At 71.7% G+C, this 21,545-nt stretch carries 25 protein-coding genes; all 25 read left to right on the top strand.

Annotated features, from left to right (window positions below; translation table 11 throughout):
* Positions 1-37 precede the first annotated feature (37 nt).
* The 25 genes from ACFHWY_RS13850 to ACFHWY_RS13730 all read left to right on the top strand — a co-directional run bounded on the left by ACFHWY_RS13850 (position 38) and on the right by ACFHWY_RS13730 (position 21,517).
* A complete protein-coding gene (locus tag ACFHWY_RS13850) occupies positions 38-421 on the top strand; it encodes a pilin (RefSeq protein ID WP_416580588.1) in 384 nt (127 codons plus the stop codon).
* Positions 422-424: 3 nt separating this feature from the next.
* Complete coding sequence (locus tag ACFHWY_RS13845; RefSeq protein WP_416580587.1) at positions 425-1,345, top strand: hypothetical protein; 921 nt, start codon at positions 425-427, stop codon at positions 1,343-1,345.
* Positions 1,342-2,304 (top strand): PrgI family protein, encoded by a 963-nt coding sequence (locus tag ACFHWY_RS13840; RefSeq protein WP_416580586.1) that lies wholly within the window; start codon positions 1,342-1,344, stop codon positions 2,302-2,304. The genes ACFHWY_RS13845 and ACFHWY_RS13840 overlap by 4 nt, the downstream gene beginning before the upstream one ends.
* Entirely contained in the window at positions 2,301-4,088 is a 1,788-nt protein-coding gene (locus ACFHWY_RS13835; protein ID WP_416580585.1) for a VirB4 family type IV secretion system protein, read from the top strand. The genes ACFHWY_RS13840 and ACFHWY_RS13835 overlap by 4 nt, the downstream gene beginning before the upstream one ends.
* Complete coding sequence (locus tag ACFHWY_RS13830; protein ID WP_416580584.1) at positions 4,085-6,625, top strand: type IV secretory system conjugative DNA transfer family protein; 2,541 nt, start codon at positions 4,085-4,087, stop codon at positions 6,623-6,625. The genes ACFHWY_RS13835 and ACFHWY_RS13830 overlap by 4 nt, the downstream gene beginning before the upstream one ends.
* Before the next feature lie 672 nt (positions 6,626-7,297).
* Positions 7,298-8,206, top strand: coding sequence for a replication-relaxation family protein (locus tag ACFHWY_RS13825; RefSeq protein ID WP_416580583.1), 909 nt, complete (start codon positions 7,298-7,300; stop codon positions 8,204-8,206).
* Between the two features lie 554 nt (positions 8,207-8,760).
* Positions 8,761-9,558 (top strand): hypothetical protein, encoded by a 798-nt coding sequence (locus ACFHWY_RS13820; RefSeq protein ID WP_416580582.1) that lies wholly within the window; start codon positions 8,761-8,763, stop codon positions 9,556-9,558.
* A gap of 166 nt (positions 9,559-9,724) precedes the next feature.
* A complete protein-coding gene (locus tag ACFHWY_RS13815; RefSeq protein ID WP_416580581.1) occupies positions 9,725-10,138 on the top strand; it encodes a hypothetical protein in 414 nt (137 codons plus the stop codon).
* A 132-nt stretch (positions 10,139-10,270) separates the two neighbouring features.
* On the top strand, positions 10,271-10,843 hold the full coding sequence (locus ACFHWY_RS13810) for a hypothetical protein (protein ID WP_416580580.1): 573 nt from the start codon (positions 10,271-10,273) through the stop codon (positions 10,841-10,843).
* 278 nt (positions 10,844-11,121) lie between these two features.
* Positions 11,122-11,247 (top strand): hypothetical protein, encoded by a 126-nt coding sequence (locus ACFHWY_RS13805; protein WP_416580579.1) that lies wholly within the window; start codon positions 11,122-11,124, stop codon positions 11,245-11,247.
* A 219-nt stretch (positions 11,248-11,466) separates the two neighbouring features.
* Positions 11,467-11,820: a hypothetical protein gene (locus ACFHWY_RS13800; protein ID WP_416580578.1), complete on the top strand. Its 354-nt coding sequence runs from the start codon at positions 11,467-11,469 to the stop codon at positions 11,818-11,820.
* Between the two features lie 28 nt (positions 11,821-11,848).
* Positions 11,849-12,649, top strand: coding sequence for a MarR family transcriptional regulator (locus ACFHWY_RS13795; protein WP_416580577.1), 801 nt, complete (start codon positions 11,849-11,851; stop codon positions 12,647-12,649).
* Between the two features lie 97 nt (positions 12,650-12,746).
* A complete protein-coding gene (locus ACFHWY_RS13790; protein WP_416580576.1) occupies positions 12,747-13,382 on the top strand; it encodes a diguanylate cyclase domain-containing protein in 636 nt (211 codons plus the stop codon).
* Between the two features lie 93 nt (positions 13,383-13,475).
* The gene (locus ACFHWY_RS13785) at positions 13,476-14,060 is read left to right on the top strand and encodes a hypothetical protein (protein ID WP_416580575.1); all 585 of its coding nucleotides are present in this window, start codon (positions 13,476-13,478) and stop codon (positions 14,058-14,060) included.
* On the top strand, positions 14,057-14,305 hold the full coding sequence (locus ACFHWY_RS13780; protein ID WP_416580574.1) for a hypothetical protein: 249 nt from the start codon (positions 14,057-14,059) through the stop codon (positions 14,303-14,305). Before ACFHWY_RS13785 ends, ACFHWY_RS13780 begins: the two co-directional genes overlap by 4 nt.
* A 52-nt stretch (positions 14,306-14,357) precedes the next feature.
* Positions 14,358-14,858, top strand: a complete 501-nt coding sequence (locus ACFHWY_RS13775; RefSeq protein WP_416580573.1) for a hypothetical protein — start codon at positions 14,358-14,360, stop codon at positions 14,856-14,858.
* Positions 14,855-15,967 carry a C40 family peptidase gene (locus ACFHWY_RS13770; RefSeq protein ID WP_416580572.1) on the top strand — a complete coding sequence of 371 codons (1,113 nt, stop codon included), beginning with the start codon at positions 14,855-14,857 and terminating at the stop codon, positions 15,965-15,967. Before ACFHWY_RS13775 ends, ACFHWY_RS13770 begins: the two co-directional genes overlap by 4 nt.
* Before the next feature lie 408 nt (positions 15,968-16,375).
* On the top strand, positions 16,376-17,047 hold the full coding sequence (locus tag ACFHWY_RS13765; RefSeq protein WP_416580571.1) for a hypothetical protein: 672 nt from the start codon (positions 16,376-16,378) through the stop codon (positions 17,045-17,047).
* A gap of 57 nt (positions 17,048-17,104) precedes the next feature.
* A complete protein-coding gene (locus ACFHWY_RS13760) occupies positions 17,105-17,608 on the top strand; it encodes a hypothetical protein (RefSeq protein ID WP_416580570.1) in 504 nt (167 codons plus the stop codon).
* Between the two features lie 104 nt (positions 17,609-17,712).
* A complete protein-coding gene (locus ACFHWY_RS13755) occupies positions 17,713-18,381 on the top strand; it encodes a hypothetical protein (RefSeq protein ID WP_416580569.1) in 669 nt (222 codons plus the stop codon).
* Positions 18,382-18,542: 161 nt separating this feature from the next.
* Positions 18,543-19,685, top strand: a complete 1,143-nt coding sequence (locus ACFHWY_RS13750; RefSeq protein ID WP_416580568.1) for a DUF4314 domain-containing protein — start codon at positions 18,543-18,545, stop codon at positions 19,683-19,685.
* Positions 19,678-19,938, top strand: coding sequence for a hypothetical protein (locus ACFHWY_RS13745; protein WP_416580567.1), 261 nt, complete (start codon positions 19,678-19,680; stop codon positions 19,936-19,938). The genes ACFHWY_RS13750 and ACFHWY_RS13745 overlap by 8 nt, the downstream gene beginning before the upstream one ends.
* Positions 19,939-20,221: 283 nt before the next feature.
* On the top strand, positions 20,222-20,479 hold the full coding sequence (locus tag ACFHWY_RS13740) for an Lsr2 dimerization domain-containing protein (protein ID WP_416580566.1): 258 nt from the start codon (positions 20,222-20,224) through the stop codon (positions 20,477-20,479).
* Entirely contained in the window at positions 20,479-21,138 is a 660-nt protein-coding gene (locus ACFHWY_RS13735; RefSeq protein WP_416580565.1) for a hypothetical protein, read from the top strand. The genes ACFHWY_RS13740 and ACFHWY_RS13735 overlap by 1 nt, the downstream gene beginning before the upstream one ends.
* Positions 21,125-21,517, top strand: coding sequence for a hypothetical protein (locus ACFHWY_RS13730; RefSeq protein WP_416580564.1), 393 nt, complete (start codon positions 21,125-21,127; stop codon positions 21,515-21,517). The genes ACFHWY_RS13735 and ACFHWY_RS13730 overlap by 14 nt, the downstream gene beginning before the upstream one ends.
* Positions 21,518-21,545 lie beyond the last annotated feature (28 nt).

The raw sequence follows: 21,545 nt of genomic DNA, 5'->3' as shown, positions 1-21,545 counted from the left end.
CCCGCCCTCACCAGGCTGGGCAGGAGGTGAACGACTAATGTCCCGCATCTCGGCACGTCTTCGTGCCCTCGTCCACTCCCGCACCGCCCGTCAGGTCGGCCGTGTCGCCGCCGTCACCGGCGAGGCGCTGCTGTTCCTGTCGGTGCCCGCCGCCGCGTACGCCGACCCCGGTGTGCCCGTGCTGGCGGCGAACTCCCTGCCGGTGGTCATCAACAACCTGCAGACCTGGCTGATCGGCATCCTCGCCGCCGTGGCCACCCTGTTCCTCGTCCTGGCCGGCGTGTACTGGGCCACCGCCGGCGGCGACCCGGCGCAGGTCGACAAGGCCAAAGGGGCGCTGCGCAACGCCCTGATCGGCTACGGCCTGGCCATCCTCGCGCCGGTCCTGCTGCAGGTCGTTCAGGGAATCGTGGGGGGCTGATCAATGGGATGGCTGCTCGACCAGATCCTGGACTGGCTGGTGGCGGCGATCCTGGCGACTCTGGACGCGCTGATCGGGGTGATCAGCAGCGCGCTGCTGATCACCCCGAACGTCACCGGCCTGCCGCAGGTGCAGGCTCTGACCGGCCGTTCGGTGTTCGTCGTGGACACCGTCTTCGTCCTCGCCTTCGTCGCCGCCGGCGTGCTCACCATGACCGCCGGCGGCGACGAACGCTCCCGCTACACGGTCAAGGACCTTCTCCCGCGCTTGATCGTGGGGTTCGTCGCCGCGCACTTCTCCCAGCTGTGGTGCGGGATGCTCATCGACCTCGCCAACGGCCTCACCGCCGCGCTGACCACCGGCGACGGTGACAGCGACGGCGCGCTGCGGGCGATCGAAACGCACGTCACTGCGGGGCAGGACAAGACCGCGGTGCTGCTGTTTGTGATCTGCGTGGCGATCATCGCGGTCCTGCTCGCCGGGACCGCGTTCAGCGTGATCGTCCGCTTCGCCGTCGTGCTCGTCCTGACCGCCGCCGCGCCGCTTGCCCTGGCGTGCCACGCGCTGCCGCAGACCGACGCGGTAGCCCGCCTGTGGTGGCGCTCGTACGCCGGTGTCCTGGCGGTGCCGGTGGTGCAGGGCTTCACCCTCTACGCCGGGCAGTGGATGCTCACCGACCCCGACAACCTGCTGCCGGTGCTCGGCCTGCCGGTCGACCCGGGCGGGGTGATCAACCTGTTCGTGGTGATGGTCATGCTGTGGACCACCCTGCGGGTGCCGAGCCTCATGCGCCGCTATGTCAGCGCGGGCAGCGGCGGCGGTGGGGTCAACATGATCGGCGCCGCCGTGCGGGTCATCCTGGTGCAGCAGGTCACCCGCTCGCTTCCCGGCCTCGGCCGCGGGCTGCGGGCGGTAGGCCGATGAGCGCGCACACCGACCGCGGCGAGGCAGGTCGGACACGGATGCCCGCCGACGTCGACGCCCCGGACAAGGTCGCCTACGGGCTGACGTTCCGGCAACTCGCGATCCTCGCCGTCGCCGCTCTCGCCTGCTACGGCGCGTGGCGGGGCCTGCACACCGTCGTGCCGGCGCCGGTGTTGCTCGGCGGCGCTGTGGTCATCGGTGGCCTCGTGTTCGGCGTCGCCGTGGGCCGCCGCGACGGTCTGCCGCTGGACGTGTGGTTGCTCGCCGCCGTCCGGCACGCCCGCGCGCCCCGCGCGTTGTCGACCACGGACACGACGTCGGCGACGCCGGAGTGGGTGCAGGTGCCCAAGAGCAGGGTGGCGGTGCCCGCGCCGTTGGCGCTTCCGGCCGACGCGATTGACGACGGCGGGGAGATCCGGCTGGGTGGCGCGCGGGCGGCGATGGTCGCGGCGACCAGCGTCAACCTGGCGCTGCGCACCGCTGACGAGCAGACGGCCCTGGTCGACACGTTCGGCCGGTGGCTCAACAGCCTGTCGTCGCCGACGCAGATCGTCGTGTCGGCGCAGCCGGTCGACCTGCGCTCCGCTGCCCGCAGCCTGTCGCAGGCCGTGGACGGGCTTGCGCACCCGGCGCTGGCTGACGCCGCAGCCGATCACGCCCGGTTCCTTAACGACCTCGCCACCCGGCGGGATCCGCTGCGCCGGCAGGTCCTCATCGTCACCCGCACCAGCGCGGGCGAACGCGGGGAGCACGCGGCGCGGCGGCGCGCCGACGACACCGCCCGGACCCTGTCCGGCCTCGGCGTCACCACCCGCGCCCTGGACGGCGCGGCGGTCACCGCGGCGATCGCCGCCGCCGCCGACCCCTACCGCCCGGCCCGCCCCGGCGGGCTGGCCGCCCCCGACGCCGTCATCACCGGCCCGGACATCCACGTTCGCAAGAAGAAGGGACTGCGATGAGAAGCCGCACCCGATCCCGTGCCGCCGACAGCGCCGGCCAGCCCTCGTCGCTGGCGGGCGCCGTCGCTCCCGCCTCCGTGGAGGTGACCCCGCGGATGCTGCGCGTCGGCGACGGCTACGCCGCGACTCTCGTGGTCACCGGCTACCCCGCCGAGGTCGGCCACGCCTGGCTGGAGCCGCTGCTGTCCTGGCCGGGCCGCCTCGATCTGGCCCTGCACATCGACCCGCTGCCCGCGCCGATCGCGGCGGCGCGGCTGCGTAACCAGCGGGCCCGTTTCGAGTCCAGCCGCCGCGCGGGCGCTGAGTCCGGCAAGCTGCCCGACCCGTACGTGGAGGCGGCAGCCGACGACGCCGCCGACCTCGCCGGTCGCCTCGCCCGCGGGCAGGCGAAACTGTTCCGCGTCGGGCTGTACCTGACCGTGCACGCCCGCACCGAAGACGAGCTCCTGCAGGCCTGCGCACAGGTGAAGGCCGCCGCCGCGTCCACACTCATCGAGGTGCAACCCGCCACCTGGCGCCACCTCGCCGGCTGGACCACCACCCTGCCCCTGGCCACCGACAGCGTGCAGATGCGCCGCACGATGGACACCCAGGCACTGGCCGCCGCGTTCCCCCTCGCCTCAGCCGACCTGCCCGCACCACTGCCCGGCGACCCACCCGCCCAAGGCGGCGTGCTCTACGGCGTCAACCCCGACTCGCAGGGCATCGTGTGGTGGGACCGCTGGGCGCAGGAGAACCACAACTCCGTCGTGCTCGCCCGCTCCGGCGCCGGCAAGAGCTACTTCGTCAAGCTGGAGATCCTGCGCAACCTCTACCAACAGGTGCAGGTCGCCGTCATCGACCCCGAAGACGAATACCTGCGCCTCGCCGACGCCGTCGGCGGCACCGTGGTGCGCCTCGGCGCCCCCGGCGTGAAGATCAACCCCCTCGACCTGCCCGCCGGAGACCGCCGACCCGACGTGCTGACCCGCCGCGGACTGTTCCTGCACACCCTCATCGCCGTGCTACTCGGCCAGCAACCACCGCCGGCCGAACGCGCCGCGCTGGACCGGGCGATCCTCGCCGTCTACCGGCAGGCCGGCATCACCGCCGACCCGGCCACCCACCACCGGCCCGCCCCGCTGCTGAGCGACCTCACCGGCTGCCTGGACGCCGACAGCGACCCGGCGGCCGGGCAACTCGCCGCCCGCCTCGCACCCTGGGTACACGGCTCGTTCTCGCAGCTGTTCGACGGCCCCTCCACCACCCGCCTCGACGGGCACCTGGTCGTCTGGTCGCTGCGGCAACTCCCCGACGAGCTACGCACCGTCGGCACCCTCCTGGCGCTGGACGCGATCTGGCGCCAGGTCGACGCCCCCGGCCGGTCATCGACCCGGCGGCTGGTCGTGGTCGACGAGGCGTGGCTGCTCATGCGCGACGGCGAAGGCGCCAAGTTCCTGTTCCGCATGTCGAAGGCCGCGCGTAAGCGTCACGCCGGGCTCGCGGTGATCACCCAGGACGTCGCCGACGTCCTGGGCACCGACCTCGGTCAAGCCGTCGTCGCCAACGCCGCCACCCAGGTGCTCCTCAAGCAGGCCCCGCAAGCCATCGACGCCGTCGGCGACGCGTTCGGCCTCACCGCCGGCGAACGGCGGCTGCTACTCGCCGCCCGCGTCGGCACCGGCCTGCTCATCGCCGGCGCGAACCGGACGAGCTTCGAGGCGATCGCCTCCGACACCGAACACCAGTTGGCGACCACCCGGCCGCAGGACCTGGCCGCGCTCGACGGCGAGGAGGACCTGTGAACCCGTCCATCACGCACCTGCCCACCACACTCGCGAACACGCCCACCCCCGGCCCGGCGCCGAGCGTACCCGGCATCCCGCCGCCCGCCGGGCTCACCCGATGGGTGCTCGACGCCGCCGAATGGGCGGCGGCGCGGCCATGGCTGCTCGCCGTCGCCGCCACCACGCTGATCGGCTACATCGCCGCCCAAAACCTCCTCGCGACGTGGCGGCACCGCCGTCACGCCGACGGCGCCCGCCTGGTCACCGTCGCCCCGCCACCGGAGGTCGACTCGCGCAGCAGCGCCGCGCTGTGGGCCAACCTCGCCGGCACCCTCACCCCCTCACGTCGTCGCCGGCTGCTCTACGGCAGCCCCCACGTGGTGTGGCAGTACACATGGACCGGACGGCAGGTGATGATCAGCGTGTGGGTGCCCGGCACCGTCCCACCCGGCGCCGTCGAAGCCGCCGTACGGGCCGCCTGGCCGGGCGCCGCCTGCACCACCGACGACAACCCCGGCCCGCCTATCCCGGCCGGCACGACGGCGGTGGGCGGGCACCTGCTGCCCATCGCCGCCGAGTGGCTGCCCTTCGCCACCGACCACGACAATGACCCGCTGCGCGCGCTGATGTCCGCAGGCTCCAGCCTGCGCGCCGACGAGCACGCCTGCGTGCAGATCCTCGCCCGCCCCGCCTCGGCGCGTCGCGCGGTGCGCGCCCGACGCGCCGCCGGGCGCCTGCGTGACGGCAAGACGGCTCTACCGGCCCTCAACCCGGCCGCGCCGCTGCTGTGGCTCATCGAGGCGTTCCTGCCCGGCCGCACCTCCGGCACCGGCCAGACCGGACGTGACGGCCGCCGTGACCCCGGGGTGGAACGCGACGTCCGCGCGATCCTCGACAAAACCTCACACCCGCTGTGGGAGACCGCCGTGCGCTACGCCGTGGCCAAGGACACCGGCCGCGCCCACACCGACCAGCGCCCGCGGCTGCGCGGGGTGGCGGACACGATCGCCGCGACGTTCGCGGTGTACTCCGGCCGCAACCGGCTCACCCACCGCGCCCGCATGTCATCACCGGCCGCCGTTGTCGCGCAACGGCGTCTCGGCGCCGGATTCCTCACCTGCACCCCGGAGTTGGCTGCGCTGGCCGCCCTGCCCCGCGACGTGGCGGTTCCCGGCCTGGACCGGGCTCGCGCCAAGCCCATGCCCGCGCCGATCGCGGTGTCGGCCGGCGGCCGAGGTGAGAAGGTCCTCGGCGACGCGGAGATCGACGGCCACACCGTGGCGCTGTCCGTGCCGGACGCCCGCTACCACACACACGTCATCGGATCGACCGGCAGCGGCAAGACGACACTGCTGGTCAACATGGCCGTCGACGACATCACCGCCGGCCGCGGCACCGTCGTCATCGACCCGCACGGCGACCTCGTCCTGGACATCCTCGACCGGCTGCCCGCCGACGTCGCCGACCGGGTGGTGCTGTTCGACCCCGACCAGCCCAACCCACCCACCATCAACCCCCTCGAGGGCGACGACCCCGACCTCGTTGTCGACAACCTCGTGTCGATCTTCGGCAACATCTTCGCCAAAGCATGGGGGCCCCGCATGGACGACGTCATGCGCGTGGCGTGCCTGACCCTGCTCCGGCACGCCAACGTCACCCTGCAACACATCCCACCGCTGCTCAACTCGGCGCAGTTCCGCTCCGCGATGACCGTCAAGCTCGACGACCCGGCAGGACTGCGCGGCTTCTGGCAGTGGTACGACGAACTCAACCCCGCCCTGCGCTCCCAGGTCATCGGCCCCGTCCTGGCCCGGCTGCGGTCCTTCCTGCTGCGCGACTTCGTCAAACGCACCATGCAATACCCCAAGTCGAGCTTCGACCTCGGCAAGATCCTCGACGGTGGAGCGCTGCTGGTGCGGATCCCCAAGGGGCAACTCGGGGAGGACACCAGCAAGCTGCTCGGGTCGCTGATCCTGGCGCAGGTGTGGCAGGCCACCACCGCCCGCGCCCGCCTCGCCCCCGACCAGCGCCGCGACGCCACCCTGATCATCGACGAGGCGCAGAATTTCCTCACCCTGGCCAACAGCCTGGACACGATGCTCGCCGAAGCCCGCAAGTACCGGCTGTCCCTCGTCCTGTCCCACCAGGACCTCGCCCAGTTCCCGAGAGACCTCCTCGCCGCCGCGTCGGCCAACGCCCGCAACAAGATTTACTTCTCGTGCGCGCCGGAGGACGCCTCCGTGCTGGCCCGGCACACCATGCCGGAACTCGACGAGCACGACCTCACCCACCTCGACGCCTACACCGCCGCAGCCCGCCTGCTCGCCGACGGGCGGCAAACCCCGGCGTTCACCCTCAAGACCCGGCCACCGAAACCCGTCGTCGGCGCGGCCACCGCCATCCGCCAGACGGCCGCGAAGAAGGTCGAGCCGCAGGACACCAGCGCCATCGACGACCTCGTCGAGCAGCTGTCCCAGCCCAAGAACGACAACCGGCGACGCGGCGGCGACACCCGCGACACCACATCAGCGCCGCGCACCCCTCGCCGATCCTGACACCCCCGCCCGCCCACACGGCTAGCTGGCACGAGTCCCGCGCCGTCGTCGCCGGCTCCCCGCGACACCGGCCGCGCCACAACCGAGGACGGCGCCCCTCGCACGGCACCGAATCCGACCCACCGCAACAAGGCCCCTGCGACCAGGTCCTCATCCAGCCACATCCCAAGGAGCAACTGATGTCAGCGCCATCGACCACTCCCCAACGCCGCCCATCCGAGCCATGCTTGCCGACACCGCCCCGCCCGCAGCGGGCCGAACGGACGGTCAGCCCGAAACCGCTGTCCCACCGCATCCACCGACCCGCTGACCGGCTCACGCAGCGCCGCCTGCGCCCAGCCGTCGCGTCGACCACCGTCCGGAACACGGCGACCAGCTCGCCGACGCGACACTCCACCGCACCGAGTCACCTCCCGTCCGCCGGCCGTCCGAACGCCCGGCCTCGCAACGGCGTGACCACGCCCCGGTCGCTCACCTGCCCGCGGTGGCACCGATCCCGCTGTTGGCGTCCGTGCCGCGACCTGGCTTGGGGACAGTGTCGGGGTCGGTGTAGAGGCGGATACCGGAACCGACCGCCCGAACGGGCCGCTCTCACAGCACAACGCCGATGCGGCGACCACATCGCAGTGCTGCCAAAGACCCTCAGGGGTCTCCTCTGCGGGGGTGGTGTCCATGCGTAACCGCGCAGACCGGGTCCTGCGCCTGCAGGCCCAACTCACCGCCCGCGACCGGCTGCTGCTGGACTGGCTCGCCGATCACAAGGTGCTCACCACGTTCCAGATCAGCCGTGCCCTGTTCACGTCGCTGGACTTCGCTCAGCGGCGGCTGCTCAAGCTGCATCAGCTCGGCCTCGTGGACCGCTTCCGGCCGCTGCGAGTCGGCGGCGGATCGTATCCGTGGCACTACGTCCTCGATCAGACCGGCGCCGAGTGCGTGGCCGCCTCCCGAGAGCAAACACCGCCCCGACCAGGACAGACGACGCTGCGCAAGCACCGCCTCGCCACCAGCCGCACACTGGAGCACCTGCTGGGCGTGAACCAGTTCTTCACCGACCTGGCCGCACGCGCACGCACTCATCCGCCAGCGCAGCTGCAGCGGTGGTGGTCGGAGCAGCGCTGCGCAGAACCCGGCGCGTTCAACACCACACTGCTGTCTCCGATCCGCCCGGACGGACACGGCATATTCCGCGAAGGCGACCGCCGCGTCGCGTTCTTCGCCGAGTTCGACACCGGCACCGAACGGCCCCGCGTCCTGCTGGAGAAGGTCAACAACTACACGATCCACACCGCCATGGGCGGTCCCGCCTGGCCAGTGCTGTTCTGGCTGCCCCACGCCGACCAGGAGCGAGCCCTGCACAAGCTGCTGACCGGACTGCCCACCCCCGTGCCCGTGGCCACCGCCTGCCGCGACAGCCTGCCAGTCGGCGCCTGCGCCGCCGACGCCGTCTGGCTGGTGGCCGGATCAACCGACGGCCCGCGCCGGCTGGTCGATCTCGCCGACCTTGGCGACCCCGCACCCGACGTCGACCCCATCACCGACGTCGCCTGGCCGCCACACGTCACACCTCGACTCACCCACTGACCGTTCACCGACCCACCAACCGACAGTCCCGCCGGCTCGCTCACACCCGCTCACACCGCAGGTCAACCCCACCCCACCGCCACCGGCAGCGGGGCTGGACCGACTGCGGGCCAGGCGGGTGTGGGCGGGCCCGCCACTCACAGCGACTCACACCCACTCACACCCCGGATCGCCCGCAGCGGCGATGATCTCTCACACCGCAGGTCAACCCGCCTACCCGGCCTGATCGACGCCTGCTGGCGTTGTGAGTGCGAAGGGCTACCGTTTCGGCACCAACACAACCCCATATAACGCTCCACCCGGTTCGGTCCCACCTCAAGGACCCCCGCCGCACCCACCCGGTGCGCCCCGCCCACCCGCTCACGCCGGTCGGCAGCACACCGCGCGGCGACCCCCGAGGTCGCACCAACCACCCGCGCCACCCCGACCCACTCCACGCACCCAGTGGACACGGTCAACCCGCACATTCCCTGTTCCGTCGATCACCCGACCCACGTACCCGGTGGGCCGGGCCGCCGTCGTGCCCCCACGACGCCAACCCCCGAGGAGGCTCCATGTCCCAGAACAACGGCACCGCGCTGACCCGCCACGGCAGCCGTGTGCAGCGTCGCACCGCCCTAGCCAACCCGCCCCAGCAGAGCACCCCGCGTCCCCAGGTTGTGCCGCAGGCCGTCATCCGCCAGATGATCGTCTGCGTCAGCGACGACCTCGCCGCGACCCTGCACACCGGCGTGCGCAACCTGGAGCGCCACTTCGGCGTCTCCGGCAGCAGCTGCCGCCGGCTCTGGGCGTCCCCGGCCATCTGGGCGTGGCAGCGCCGCCAGCTCATCGACTGGCAGAAGGCCAAGACCGGCCCGCAGTGCTGCGCCGGCGGCCCCATCCGCCTGCTCGACTTCACCGGCATGCGCGAAGGCGCGCACGTCAGCGCCGTGCTGCGCCACCAACAGTGGTCCCACGTCGTCGCCGGCACCCGCCCGGCCACGCCGTGGCCGGTATTCCTGCAACGGCACCTGAGCGACCCGTCGGGCTACCCGCTCGACATCGCCAGCGCCGAGTTCCACCGGCAGCCACGCGTGCAGGCGATGCGCCTGCACAACGCCGCGGCCAACACCGCCGGCTCCCTCGACACCGGCGACCTGGAGATGTTCCAGGCCGGCGCCGCCGCCTACGCCACCTACCGCGCCCTGTGGGCGCTGTGCACCGACGCCCTCCTCACCGAGGACGGCACTCAGATGTCCCCGGCCAGCGCGTTCCTCGCCGACCGGATCACCTACCTGCACCAGGCGTACCGGCACCTGCAATCCCTGCACCACAACCAGCAGATCTTCGCCATCGACCTGCAAACGCCGTAACCACGACCGGGCACGGCCAGCCCCCGCAACCCAGGGGCCACACCGCCTGCCCCGAACGTCCCGCGGCACACCACCGGACGGGTCAGCACACCTCGCCTCGCTACCTGAGGCACGTGTGCTGCCCGCCCGGGCTCACACCCCACCCGCACGCACTGGAAGGAGCAGCATGTCCCGCTTCCTGTACTTCGACCTGCCCGCCGTCGCCGCCCACGCCCAGCACGCCGTCCTCTGCGACCGGAACCTGCACACCCGTCACGGCGCCAGCGGTATCCGCAGCGCCGAGCCGGCGCTGCGACTGTTCCGATTCCGGGGAATGGTGTGGCTGGCCAGCAACGGAGGCGACGTTCTCCACGATCCGATGCCCTCCATGGCCAAGGCCCGTAGGTCGCTGGCCGCACCCGGCGTCCGACTGCCGGACAGGATGGACGCCTGGGGCCTGCCACTGCTGCGCGACAGCGGACCGCAGCTGGTCGACCTCATCACGGCCGGACTCACCGACGGCGCCGACCTGTTCATGGTCGACCCGAACACGCTCACCATCGGCGTCGGCCGCCAGCGCCCCGTCCGCGCCAGCAACTGACACCACCATTCAACCGACCGCACGGCACGCCCGCCTCCTCGAACCCGAGGGACAGCAGGCGTGCCGCTGCGGTGCCGCCCGCCCTCGGAGCACGCCACCGCTCGTCCCTCATCTGACCGTGGAGGAAGTCCCATGCAGCCTGAACGCCGCTCCACCCTCATCCTCAGGGCACTGAACGCCGTCGAAGCTCTCGCCGAAACGAGAGGCTGGGGTGCCTACCCCGCCGTGCTCGCCTTGGTCGACAGCACCGCCCACACCATTGTCGGCAGCATCGACGCGGAGGAAATTCCGATCAACCAGGACGTGTGGCGGCAGCACACGGTCCCCGGCACCCGCTTCACTCTGCCGTACTGGATCGGCCTGCAAGCCATCACCGACACCCTTACCACCGTCAAAGTCCCACGACTGCGGGCTTGGACGCGTGAGCAGATCGGCCCCGTGATCGCGATGGCGTTTCTCGCCGAAGGGCTCGACACCAGTGACGCCGGACGCCGAGCCGCCGCCGCTCACGGCCTGCCCGTCGACCCCGACGGCGTCCCGGTCCGGGCGGTCAGCGCCTGCGACATCGACGGCCGCTTCTACCAACTGCTGCGCATACGCGGAGCGGACACCGTCTCCACGACGGTCGATCACCCGGACGCCCGGACTTCGGCCGGGTCCGTCGCGGTGAGCCTGCGACGCCTGCTCAACGCGACCCACGCCTAAGCGCAGGACCTCCAGGCTCCACGGAGAACGCACGGGTCGAGGCATCGAAGGGAACCTCTCGAACCAGCAGCGACCCCGTCCCGTACGACTCGCGGCGAGTCTCACCGCTTCAGCGGGACCAGACGGCCAACCAGCCAGCCGGCTCGGTTGGGACAACACGTCCTCGGGTTCCGACGACCTTGACCTCGACGTCCCCGTCGAGCGAGTCGCCTACGGCGCGGCCCACTGCAACGTTCCGCCGTTGCCGTCGCCGGCCGCGGGCACCTACTACCTACTTGGTGTCTCTGGTCGTCGGCCTGGCTGCATCCGACCGCGAGGACCTGCTGGTCTGCCACGACACCGTCCGCGACCTGGACGGCTCGATCATCGGCGTCCGTACGCTCGCTCGTCCGCACCGCGGCTGAGCACTAAGCCCGTCCGGACTGACCCTCGCCGACCTCCCTCTCGCGGCGATCCGCTCACCGTTGCCCGCCACACCCCTCGATCAGGGCGTGCGCGCCTCGCATCGTCGGGCAGACCCCACGCCGGGCGCCCCGGGCATGGGGCACCGCACTCCGCCGGGCCGCAGACACGCCCCCTGTTCCTCTTCCACCCCCTCGCACCATTACCTGAAAGGACACTCCATGTACCGCTACATGCTGACCTTCACCCACACCACCAACGTGGCCCAGGTCGCCGCGTTGGTGGCCTACCGGCACCTGTCCGGACTGCTCGACCACGACAACGAGGAACCTCTCATCGTCTGCCCCGGTCCCCTCGCCACCCTCGCTGAGGCCCCGTCACCTACCGCGCTGACCGGTCGTCTTCGCGATGCCACCACCCGGCGCCGAGGGCTCAGCAGCCGCTCACCGCCGCCGCGTAGCCGTTCTCGCCGGCATGTCGCGGCGGCCTCAACCGTGCCGGATTTCGGGGACCAGTCCCGAGGTTCGGTCATCGCACTTGATCAGCGCCGTGAACGAAGCGTGGATCAGTGCTGACCTCACACACCCACCAGGAAGGATGCTCATGACCGACGATCCGGAACTCGTACCGGCCCACGCGATGTTCAAGGTCCTCGCCGCGCTCGCCGAACTCGGCGAGGACACCGCCGCCGCCGTGGCGGACAAGGCCGGGCTCGGCTACTCCACCGCCACCGCCAAGCTGCGCGCCTGGGAAAAGACTGGCCAGGCCGAACGTGTCCACACCGACAGCAAGCGCGCCGTGTGGCGGCTCACCGACGTCGGCCGCGCCACCGTCGGCACGCACCAGGCGCCGCCGGCAGCGCCCGACAGCGCACCCGACGAACCGGCAGCCCCGGCCTGCCACGACAATCCCGACGAGGTCGCCGATACCGCAGCCTCACCCGAGGCGACGCCCACACCGCAGCCCGGCCCACCCGCCGATGGCGAACAGGTAGCCGCAACCGGCGGCACCGCCGCCGCACCCCAACCCGCCGCCAGCAACAACAGCGTGATCGCAGAGACCGCCGCCGAGTCCGACGCGGCGGGTGAGCAGCACGCCGCAGCGTCGGAGGACGCGGACCCGGTCACCCCGGCCACCCGAACGGATGGCCCAGCGGCGAGCAGTCGCCGAGTGAAGGGCTCGCTGCGGGGGGCGGTGCTGGACATCCTCGAGGCGCACCCCGAGCGGGCCTACAAGATCAGCGAGCTGTGCAAGCTCATCGACGCCGCGATCGTCGGCACCGACGCCAGGAAGGCCAGCGCCGGCGCGGTCGTCAACGCCGCGTACAAGCTGGTCAACGACGGCATGGCCGTACGGACCGTCGAGAAGCCGGCCACCTTTCAACTCGCCCCCGCCGCGCAGTAGCCGGCACCCAAACCTGTAGGACAGCCCGGGGGCGGGCGTGAAGTTGGAAGCTGCTCGCCCGCCCCCGGTGCTCCTTCCAAAGCAAGGAGCCGTATCAGTGTCGCAAATCGTGCAACAGATGCTCACCTGCGTCGGCGGGATTCTCGCCGGCCTGACCCTCGCCGCAGCGGTGCTGTGGCGGCAACAGCGCGCGTTGCGGGAAGCCCGCTACGCCGCCACCCACGACGACGTCACCGGCCTGCCCAACCGGCGACTGTTCCTCGCCCGCCTGCGCGCCGCTGTCGAGGACACCACCCCGGTCGGGGTGGTGCTGCTAGACCTCAACGGGTTCAAGACCGTCAACGACACCCTCGGCCACGAGGTCGGCAACGACCTGCTCCAGCAGGTCGGCCGCCGTCTGGCCAGCCTTCCTCCGCCGGTGCGGGTCGCCGCGAGGCTCTCCGGCGACGAGTTCGCCCTGCTCGTGCGCGGCAACCGGGACGACACCGACGCTGCGGCCCGCGCCGCGTGGCGGGTCATCGCCGCCGATTCGATCCGTGTCGTCAACGGCGATCTGCACGTGACGGCTTCGGTCGGCTACACCCACACCCGCCAGCCCAACACCACCGTCCGGCACCTGCTCAGCCAGGCCGACAGCGCCATGTACGAGGCCAAAGCCACCGACGGTGGGGTACGCGAGTACCTGCCCCACCGCACCGCGACGGTGCGCAGCCGCGACCGCCACCACCGCTGAGTCTCACCCCGCTCGAGCCCGCACACGCCGAACACCTCGCAGCCGTTCCGGCTGCGGGGCGTTCGGCGTCTCCACCTGAAATGGGAGACCTCCGTGTTGTCCTTCAACGCTGTTCATACCCTCACCGATTGCCTCGTCGCGGCCGACGCCGACGCAGAGCACCTCGGCTGGGGTCAACCCCCGACGCTGCTGCTCGTCCACGACTGGCTCCTCACGTCCGCCAGCCCACGCAGGCGGCGCGCGATGCGCAGCCTGGAGTTCCCGCTACACCCCGAGGACCTGCTCCGCGATCCGGCCGGCCTGCCCGCCCTGCTGCATCGCCTTGCCGGCAGCCTGCACCACCGGGCGGCACCCACGCCCTATCAGAAAAACCTGGACGCGATGATCGCCCGGGTACGCGCCACCGCCCCGGACGCGCGGCTGCTGGCGTGGGCTGCCTGCTACGACGACATCCACACCAGCGACGGGGAACCCCGGCAGGTTCACCGTGTCGACGCCGTCGACGTCGACGGACGCCTCTACCAGCTCACCCGCCTACGCGGCGAGGACCACCCCGTCGTCCGCATCGACGACATCCCCGAACCGGCCGACATCCCCGCCACCCATCCCGGCCTGGTCGCGCTGCTCGCCGCCACCGTCGCCTACACCCCGACCAGTCATCCAGACGGCGCGTCATGACCGGCACCGACCCGGACGAGCCGGTGTTCGAAACATACGGGCCGGACGGGACGTCGCTGCGCTGCCTGATCTGCGGCGCGGTCGACGAGGTCACCGTCAACGAAGTGCCGTCCATGGCCGGATATGGCCAGGACACCTCCGCCCGCTGCAACCGCTGCGGCTCCGCCGAGACCACTGACCCGATCTTCGGCTGGCACGCCACGCCCGCCACCTGGCCGCGCCCCGGCGAGCACCACCAGCCATGACAGCGGCCCCCCTGATCTCTGACCGCCTCATCGTCTGAAGGAGTTCTGTCCCGTGAGCACCCCCTGCTACATCGGCGCCACCAGCCCCGACACGCCCCATCTCGTGCACGCCCGGTACGTCCTCTTCGACGGCCATCCCGCCGTCGTGCTGCCGGCTCTGGCCGCGATCTGGGCCCGCCACGCACACCACGACACCGCCGCGCTGATCGGCGCGGTCCTCGCCCACGACTGGGAGCACCTCGACCCCGACACCACCGCCGCCACCGCATCCGCCTTCGCCGGTCAGCAACCGGTGCCGGGCATTGGCATGACCCTGGTCAGCAGCACCGACGGCGTGGCCGATACGCCGGAACCGATCACCGTGTTCCCGCTGTGCCACGCCGGATACCTCGACGTCGAATGGGTCTACCTCATCGAGGAGGACACCGCGACGATCGGCGTCTACACCAGCGACGGCACCCGCACCGCCACCTACCACCTCGCCACCTGCCTGGACCAGGCCAGCAGCGGTCAGGGATCGTCCGGGCCGCGTGCGGCGGGAGCACTGCGGTGAGCGCCCGCGCCCTCGCCTGCCTCGCCGCCGGGGTGATCGCCCTGGTGGTGCTCTGCGCCGGCGGGATCGGCGCCCTGTTCACCGGCGGCGGCAACGCCTCGGCCGCCTGCTACAGCGCGGTCGGCTCGGACGGGCAGCCGCTGCTGCCCACCCTGGACATGTCCCCGCCGGCTGCCGGCGCGGGCGGGTGGGACCGCGAGCAAACCGGCAACGCCGCCGCGATCGTCGCCGTCGGAGAGCGGCTGATGGTGCCCCCGCGCGGCTGGGTCATCGCCCTGGCCACCGCGATGCAGGAATCCACCCTGCGCAACCTGCCCGGCGGTGACCGCGACTCCGTCGGCCTGTTCCAGCAGCGCCCCTCGCAAGGCTGGGGAACTCCCGCACAACTACAGGACCCCGGCTACGCGGCCGGGAAGTTCTACCAGGCACTGCTGGCCATCGACGGGTGGCAGGCCATGGCGCTGACCGACGCCGCGCAGGCGGTGCAGCGCTCCGCCTACCCCGGCGCCTACGCCAAGTGGGAAGACGACGCGATCGCCCTGGTCCGTGTCCTGGCCGGCGGCACCCCTGTCGGCCCCGTCGCCGCAGACCTGGAACAGGCGATGGCCAACCCGCTGTGCCTGTTCGACGGCGGCGACGGCCAACCCGGCGCCGACCAGGTTCCCCTGCCCGCAGGGTTCACCCTGCCCCCAGCCACCCCACCACAGGTGGTCACCGCCATCGGGTGGGCCCTGCAGCAACTCGGCTCGCCCTACACCTTCGGCGGGGACTGCACCGCCCCGCACTCCGGCATCGCCCGGCACCAGTGCGACTGCTCCTCGCTGATGCAACAGGCCTACCGCGCCGCGCGCATCGGCATCCCCCGCACCACCAGCGAACAAATCCACGCCGGCACAGCGGTCACCGACCCCCGCGACCTGCGCCCGGGCGACCTGCTGTTCATTCCCGGCAGCCGCGGCAGCGCCGCCCGCCCCGGACATGTCGGCATGTACCTCGGCCAAGAACTCCTCATCCAAGCTCCACACACCGGCGACGTCGTCAAAATCAGCCGACTCTCCGCCTGGCGGCACAACCTGGCTGCCGTCCGCCGGATCGTTCCTCAGCCCTGACCTGATGCCGATGCGCCACCCCGGCACCACCGCAAAGCAGCCGAACCAGCAGCGGTGGAGTCATCACCTGGGCACCGAGCTGCGTCGACTAAAGATCTACACACCTCTTGCATCGCGGCGAGCCGACGCGCAGCAACGAATTACGCCGGCCTGACACCGTGATCGCCGTTGCGCCTACGGCCAGGACAACCCGCCCGAGAAAGGCGTACACGTCGCCGTCGTCATCGGCGACGACCTGCCGGTGACCGCGGCGTCTCGCGATCCTGCGAGGCCGGGACCACCGCGACGCAGGCCACCTAGCGCCGTCGGTCGCTGCCCTTCACCCCCTATTCACCGTCTGCGGTGGTCGTCCGCGCACGCGACGGGCCGCCGCAGACGGCCGCCCTCATGCAAGGAGGACCACGACCCGTGAGCGCACCCGCGCTGATCGGTGTGGCCGCGTTCCGCGGCGCCTACACCGCCCGCCACGTCCAGCTCGGGGAAGCACCGGAGGTTCTGGTGCCGCAGCTACGCCGAATCTGGACCGACACCTTCGACCGCGACACCGACGCGATGGCCGCCGCGCTACTGGCCCGCCCCTGGCTCCAACTCGCCGTCAACCCCAAACCCCGCCGATGGGACCAGCACCCGCCCGTGCCAGGGGTGGGCTACCCGACCCTCACCGGCCACGACACCCTGTGGCGGGGCTCGCTGCGCGAGAACGTCGATGGGCCAGTGGAGTGGCTGTACCTGCTGCACCTGAACCACCGGCGGCTGGTCGTGTACGAGGCGACGGTCCACGGCCACTGGCTACGGCACAGCGCCCACCACCTCGACCCGGCCGAGGATCTGTTCGTCACCGCACCCGCCCTCGACGACGGCGGGTCCGAGATGACGGTGTGCACCGTGTGCGGCGCGGTCGACCAGATCGATCACGTCGAGGTGCCGTCCTTGGCCGGCTACGGCAACGACACCATCACCTCCTGCAACCGCTGCGGCTCCCTGATCGCCACCAGCCCGATCGTCGGTGACCACCTCGTCCGCAAGCCCTGGCCGCCACCGGAACCCACCACCGACGGTGCGTCGGACAGCGCCGGCTGAACACGCCTGACCGCCACACCGACGACCTCGAACGACCACAACCCAAGGAGATAACTCATGATCAGACGGACCCAGGAGGAGATCCTGCATCGCGTCGAGCAACACGCCACCGCCGGGGAGGACGCGTTCGGCTTCCGCCGCGATCTGCTGATCAACGCCCTCGACATCCACCACGCACGCCCGTTCCTACAGCCCGACATCACCGGGCAGCAGTGGAACAACCTCCGCTGGGACAGCCACACCGGACCCGAGGCCTACGGCCGCGAGTACCTAAGGTTCACCGTGCACCAGATCCTGCACCACCGCAGCGGATCCGCGTCACGCGCGGTGGACAAGCTCACCGAACTGGCCTGGCTGCTCGGCCGCGACGACGTCCTCACCGCCATAAACACCGCCCCCTACCCGATGTACGGGGCGCCGAAGATCACCGCGTTCGCCGAGGGGCTCGGCTGGCCCCTGCACAGCCCCGCGCAGGATCCCGACTGGCGCGACGCCTTCACCCGCATGGCCGCCGGCCAGCCCTGCAACCCCGACGGCTGTGTCTGGGGCTGCCAGGACTAGCCCCGGCACGCCCCGCTCACCACCTGGCTTAGCACCGGCCGCGACCCGAACCTGGGTCGCGGCCGGTTCCCGTCTTGCCCTCTTCACCGGAAGGACCACCTCACGTGACGTCTGAGCCGCCCTCACCCGAACCCGCCGGCTACATCCTGCGCCTTCCACCGCTGCCGCCGGCTACGCCCGTCGACCTCGACGCCTACGTCCACGACCCGGGTAGCCCGGTCCTCGACCGCGCCGCCACCGGAACCTTCCTGACCGGCCGCGGCTATCCCGGCAGCGCCATCGCCGTCGGGGACATCGTCCAACCAGCCGGCGAAGCCGCCCGACAGCGGGTCACCGCCGTCGATCACCACACCGGCCTGATCACCATCACCGGCGAGGGCAACACACCCCGCACTGTGGCCGGCGTGGAGGTCGAGGTCGTCAGCCTCGCCGAGCATCCGCCGGTGCCCGACGACCTCCTCGAAGGCCTGACTTTGCAGCAGGCGCGGGAGCGCATCGCCGAGATCGCCTCCGACTACGGCAGATATCCCCAGTACACGACGGCCTACTTCGCCGACTGGGTGCTCGGCCGCGTCGTGGCCGACATCCACTGGCGCGACAACCCGGCCGCGCCGGTGGACTTCCCCGCCGGGCAACGCGTGCTCGTGCGCCCCGACATCCGGCCCGTCTACGGGGCGACCAAACCGCCCACCGTGACCGCCTACTGCACACGGGAACCTCGACCCGGAATCCCCGCCGCGGTGCGGGCGCATCAGATCCGCCTCGAAGGCTGACCGCCCCTCACGTCGCCTACCTCCCCGCCGCGACGACACCACCGGCGCGTAGGCGAGGACCGTCACACCCCCTGACACACGTACCGCCGTTGACGGCACCAACGCCATCAACACCCGCTCGGGACAGGCACGACGACAACACAGCGAGAAGGACAACCACAATGACAAGCCCTACCAGCAACAATTACCCTGAAAGCCAGCCCGCAGCGGACGACTACCGGCGCGGCGACCGGGTCGCACTGCAGCACACCAATGACCCACACACCCGGCTGCGTCCCGGGGACGAGGGCACCGTCCGCGGCTACGACCCCGACCAGCGGGTCCTCGACGTCGCCTGGGACAGCGGCTCCCGACTGTCGATGATCCTCGACGCCGGCGACCGTGTCCGCCCGCTGCCGAACCCTGCCTGGCAGCGGGCCCTGACCGCGCTGCGTGAGGCGGGCCTCGCGGCCGGCCGGGACGCCGCTCAGTGGTGGGCGCAGGAAACCATCGGCGGCCGGGCCCACGGCGACGTGGCGCGCACCGCCCGCGATGTCCTGACCGGCATCGAGGCCGCCGACGGTCGGGATATCGACGGGCTGCCGTTCGCCGACCGCGACGACGCCGCCGGTCGCGCCCGCTACGCCGAGCACGTCCCACCCGACGCCCCGGCCTACACGGACCTGACCGGCCGGCAGGCCGACCAGGCGCGGCAGGCGTGGTGTGACGGCTTTGACCAAGCGGTCGAGGTGGAGGCCGCCCGGCAGTGCCGGATGGTTCTGCACCCCGACGGCGACGACCGGGACCTGCGCCACGTCTACCCCGACGCGGTGCGCGTGGGCGGCCCGGGCGTGTTCGCCGGAGATTGGGCGGCCACGCCCGACCCGGCCGAGCAGACGCGGATCCCGGTCGGCTTCGCCGGCACCCTCATCGACTGGTGGAACGGCTGGGCGGTGTTCCGCTGCACCCGCCGGGTCGCCGAGGCGATCGTCGCCGACCAGCAGACCCACCGTGACCAGTTCCGCCGGCACCTGCGCGACGGCGGCGCCACGGACAGCGACGCGGACCGGCAGGTTGACGAGTCGCTGGGCCGGATGTGGTTCGACGGCGACGTCATCGTCGCCGACGACAGCCGCGTCCAGGGCGACCCCGACGCGATCGACCGGATCAGTCCCGACGCCGACGGCCAGTACGTCGTGATGGGCTGGAACTGGACCTGGCAGGTGGTGCACCCCTACGACTGTGACCGCATCGCCGGCACCATCCCCGACCCGCCGCCCACCGCCAGCGGCGCCAGCCTGCCCGAAGGATCAACCAATGCCTGAGGTCAACCGCGACGAGAGGGCGCTGGAGGCGGGAGAGATCGTCACCATCGCGCCCGCGCTCGTCGCCGAGACGAGCGAGCACCTGTACGTGGTCATCGACGGCTTCGACGCCCCCCGGTACACCCTCGCCCTGCTCGGCGGTGACGGCTACCAATGGCCCAACGTCGCCCGCGAGGACATCATCCCGGCCACACCGCATCGCATCGTCCGCGTCACCATCGGTGACGGCACGGCTGCCTACGCACCCGCTTAGCCACTCGGCAGTGGTAAGCCGCCGGCCACCGCGCACGTCGGCAGCGCCGCGCCCACACCGTGGCGACTCCCGTTCGCCGATCACCCTGCTCAACCTGAGCGCCGCCCGCCGCCATCCCCCATCCCCGCACGCGGTCGTCGTCACCGCCTCAATGACGCAGTCCCCTGAGGCCGGATCCGCTGCGGATCCGGCCGCTGCTCTCCGCCCTGCAGGTGTCGTCCCCGCTCGCCGGTCACGGCTGAGCCGGGGCGGCACCGCAGTGCCCTGATTGGAAGGAAGCTCCATGGCAACCAGAACCATCGTCGTGGTCACCGATGACCTCGACCACAGCACCGACAACGTCACCACTCACCACCTCGCCCTCGACGGGATGGTTTACGAGATCGACCTCGGCCCGGACAACCTGCGACGCCTGCGGGAGGCACTCGCCCCATACATCAACGCCGGCCGCCGGACCGGGAAGCGGGCCTCGGGACGTGGCAACGCGACACCCGGCACGCGCCGCTCCGCCACCGTGGTGCGCGGGCAGGCAGCGCGCTGATGGCACATCACCTGATCGCGGTCCTGGTCCGCGCCACCGCCACCGTGCACACCATCGACACGCACCTGGCCCAGCCGATGCGGCTGCTGGCCCGCGCACAGCGCATCGACGGATACCGGCTCGGCGGGCAGGTCACCGGCGCATGGGACCCCACGTACCAGCCGGAGGCCGACCCGAGGAACTGGCGCGTCTGCGACAGGTGCGGCGGCACCACCCGCGTCGGTGACGTCACCTGTCCCGACTGCGCCGACGCCGTCGCGGCCGGCCGGCGGCCCGGCACCGTGGTGCCCTGGGACTACACCGACTGGGCGCCGCACCCGGGAGACATCGTGGCGCTACCGCGGCTGCTGCATCCCGGGTGGCGGTTCCCACCGGGCCGCACCCCCGTGGCCTGGGTCGACGCCGCCGGGGTGGTGTGGCTCGACACGGCCCATGCCGTCCTCGCCGGCACCGACACCGGCGCGGTGCCACCACGGTTGCTGCAGGTCTTCCGGGATCTGCTGCACCAGCGCCGTAACCCGGACCCGACCGCCATGCCGGCCCGACGTACGCCCAGCTCGGTCGACTCGACGGTCCACCAGCGGCGGCATCCGGGGCGACCGCGCCACCGGTTCAACCCGAACAACTGGTCGGTGGCGGTGGTCGATGCCCACTCCTGACTACCTGCCACCACGCGGCAGCACGGCCGTGTTCTCCGGACCGTGGCTGCGCTACCAGCCCACCGCAGGCACCGAGCGTTACCTGCAAGGCTACGTCGCGGTGGTGCTGGGCTGGTGGAACGGCGCTGTGGAACTCAGCGTCGATGCCGCCGCCCTACGCGCCGTTGCCACCGCGTTCGAGGAGATGGCCGAATACGTGGGCGGGGACTGGCGCACCGTCGACATCGACGACGGAGTGCTGACCGTCGCCCGGCCGCTGTCCCTCGGCGGCGGCGTCCACCGGGTTGAGGCCAACGACGGCCGCTACCGCATCGGGTGGGGCCTGCCGTGGCGGGCAGTGGATCCACGCCGCTGCGACGTCATCGCCGGCGGCACCTGAAACGGAAATGCGCGTCGCGCGGGTCTCC

Origin of the sequence: Micromonospora sp. LOL_024 (genome assembly GCF_048060415.1) — a bacterium.
GTDB lineage: Bacteria > Actinomycetota > Actinomycetes > Mycobacteriales > Micromonosporaceae > Micromonospora.
The sequence above is the reverse complement of the archived record's forward strand: the minus strand, read 5'-3'. Positions and strand labels throughout refer to the sequence as shown.

What these genes read in the sequence shown, in the direction of transcription:
- ACFHWY_RS13850 (WP_416580588.1), top strand. Translation starts at nt 38, where the DNA reads ATGTCCCGCATCTCGGCACGTCTTCGTGCCCTCGTCCACTCCCGCACC.
- ACFHWY_RS13845 (WP_416580587.1), top strand. Translation starts at nt 425, where the DNA reads ATGGGATGGCTGCTCGACCAGATCCTGGACTGGCTGGTGGCGGCGATC.
- ACFHWY_RS13840 (WP_416580586.1), top strand. Translation starts at nt 1,342, where the DNA reads ATGAGCGCGCACACCGACCGCGGCGAGGCAGGTCGGACACGGATGCCC.
- ACFHWY_RS13835 (WP_416580585.1), top strand. Translation starts at nt 2,301, where the DNA reads ATGAGAAGCCGCACCCGATCCCGTGCCGCCGACAGCGCCGGCCAGCCC.
- ACFHWY_RS13825 (WP_416580583.1), top strand. Translation starts at nt 7,298, where the DNA reads ATGCGTAACCGCGCAGACCGGGTCCTGCGCCTGCAGGCCCAACTCACC.
- ACFHWY_RS13820 (WP_416580582.1), top strand. Translation starts at nt 8,761, where the DNA reads ATGTCCCAGAACAACGGCACCGCGCTGACCCGCCACGGCAGCCGTGTG.
- ACFHWY_RS13815 (WP_416580581.1), top strand. Translation starts at nt 9,725, where the DNA reads ATGTCCCGCTTCCTGTACTTCGACCTGCCCGCCGTCGCCGCCCACGCC.
- ACFHWY_RS13810 (WP_416580580.1), top strand. Translation starts at nt 10,271, where the DNA reads ATGCAGCCTGAACGCCGCTCCACCCTCATCCTCAGGGCACTGAACGCC.
- ACFHWY_RS13800 (WP_416580578.1), top strand. Translation starts at nt 11,467, where the DNA reads ATGTACCGCTACATGCTGACCTTCACCCACACCACCAACGTGGCCCAG.
- ACFHWY_RS13795 (WP_416580577.1), top strand. Translation starts at nt 11,849, where the DNA reads ATGACCGACGATCCGGAACTCGTACCGGCCCACGCGATGTTCAAGGTC.
- ACFHWY_RS13780 (WP_416580574.1), top strand. Translation starts at nt 14,057, where the DNA reads ATGACCGGCACCGACCCGGACGAGCCGGTGTTCGAAACATACGGGCCG.
- ACFHWY_RS13760 (WP_416580570.1), top strand. Translation starts at nt 17,105, where the DNA reads ATGATCAGACGGACCCAGGAGGAGATCCTGCATCGCGTCGAGCAACAC.
- ACFHWY_RS13750 (WP_416580568.1), top strand. Translation starts at nt 18,543, where the DNA reads ATGACAAGCCCTACCAGCAACAATTACCCTGAAAGCCAGCCCGCAGCG.
- ACFHWY_RS13745 (WP_416580567.1), top strand. Translation starts at nt 19,678, where the DNA reads ATGCCTGAGGTCAACCGCGACGAGAGGGCGCTGGAGGCGGGAGAGATC.
- ACFHWY_RS13740 (WP_416580566.1), top strand. Translation starts at nt 20,222, where the DNA reads ATGGCAACCAGAACCATCGTCGTGGTCACCGATGACCTCGACCACAGC.
- ACFHWY_RS13735 (WP_416580565.1), top strand. Translation starts at nt 20,479, where the DNA reads ATGGCACATCACCTGATCGCGGTCCTGGTCCGCGCCACCGCCACCGTG.
- ACFHWY_RS13730 (WP_416580564.1), top strand. Translation starts at nt 21,125, where the DNA reads ATGCCCACTCCTGACTACCTGCCACCACGCGGCAGCACGGCCGTGTTC.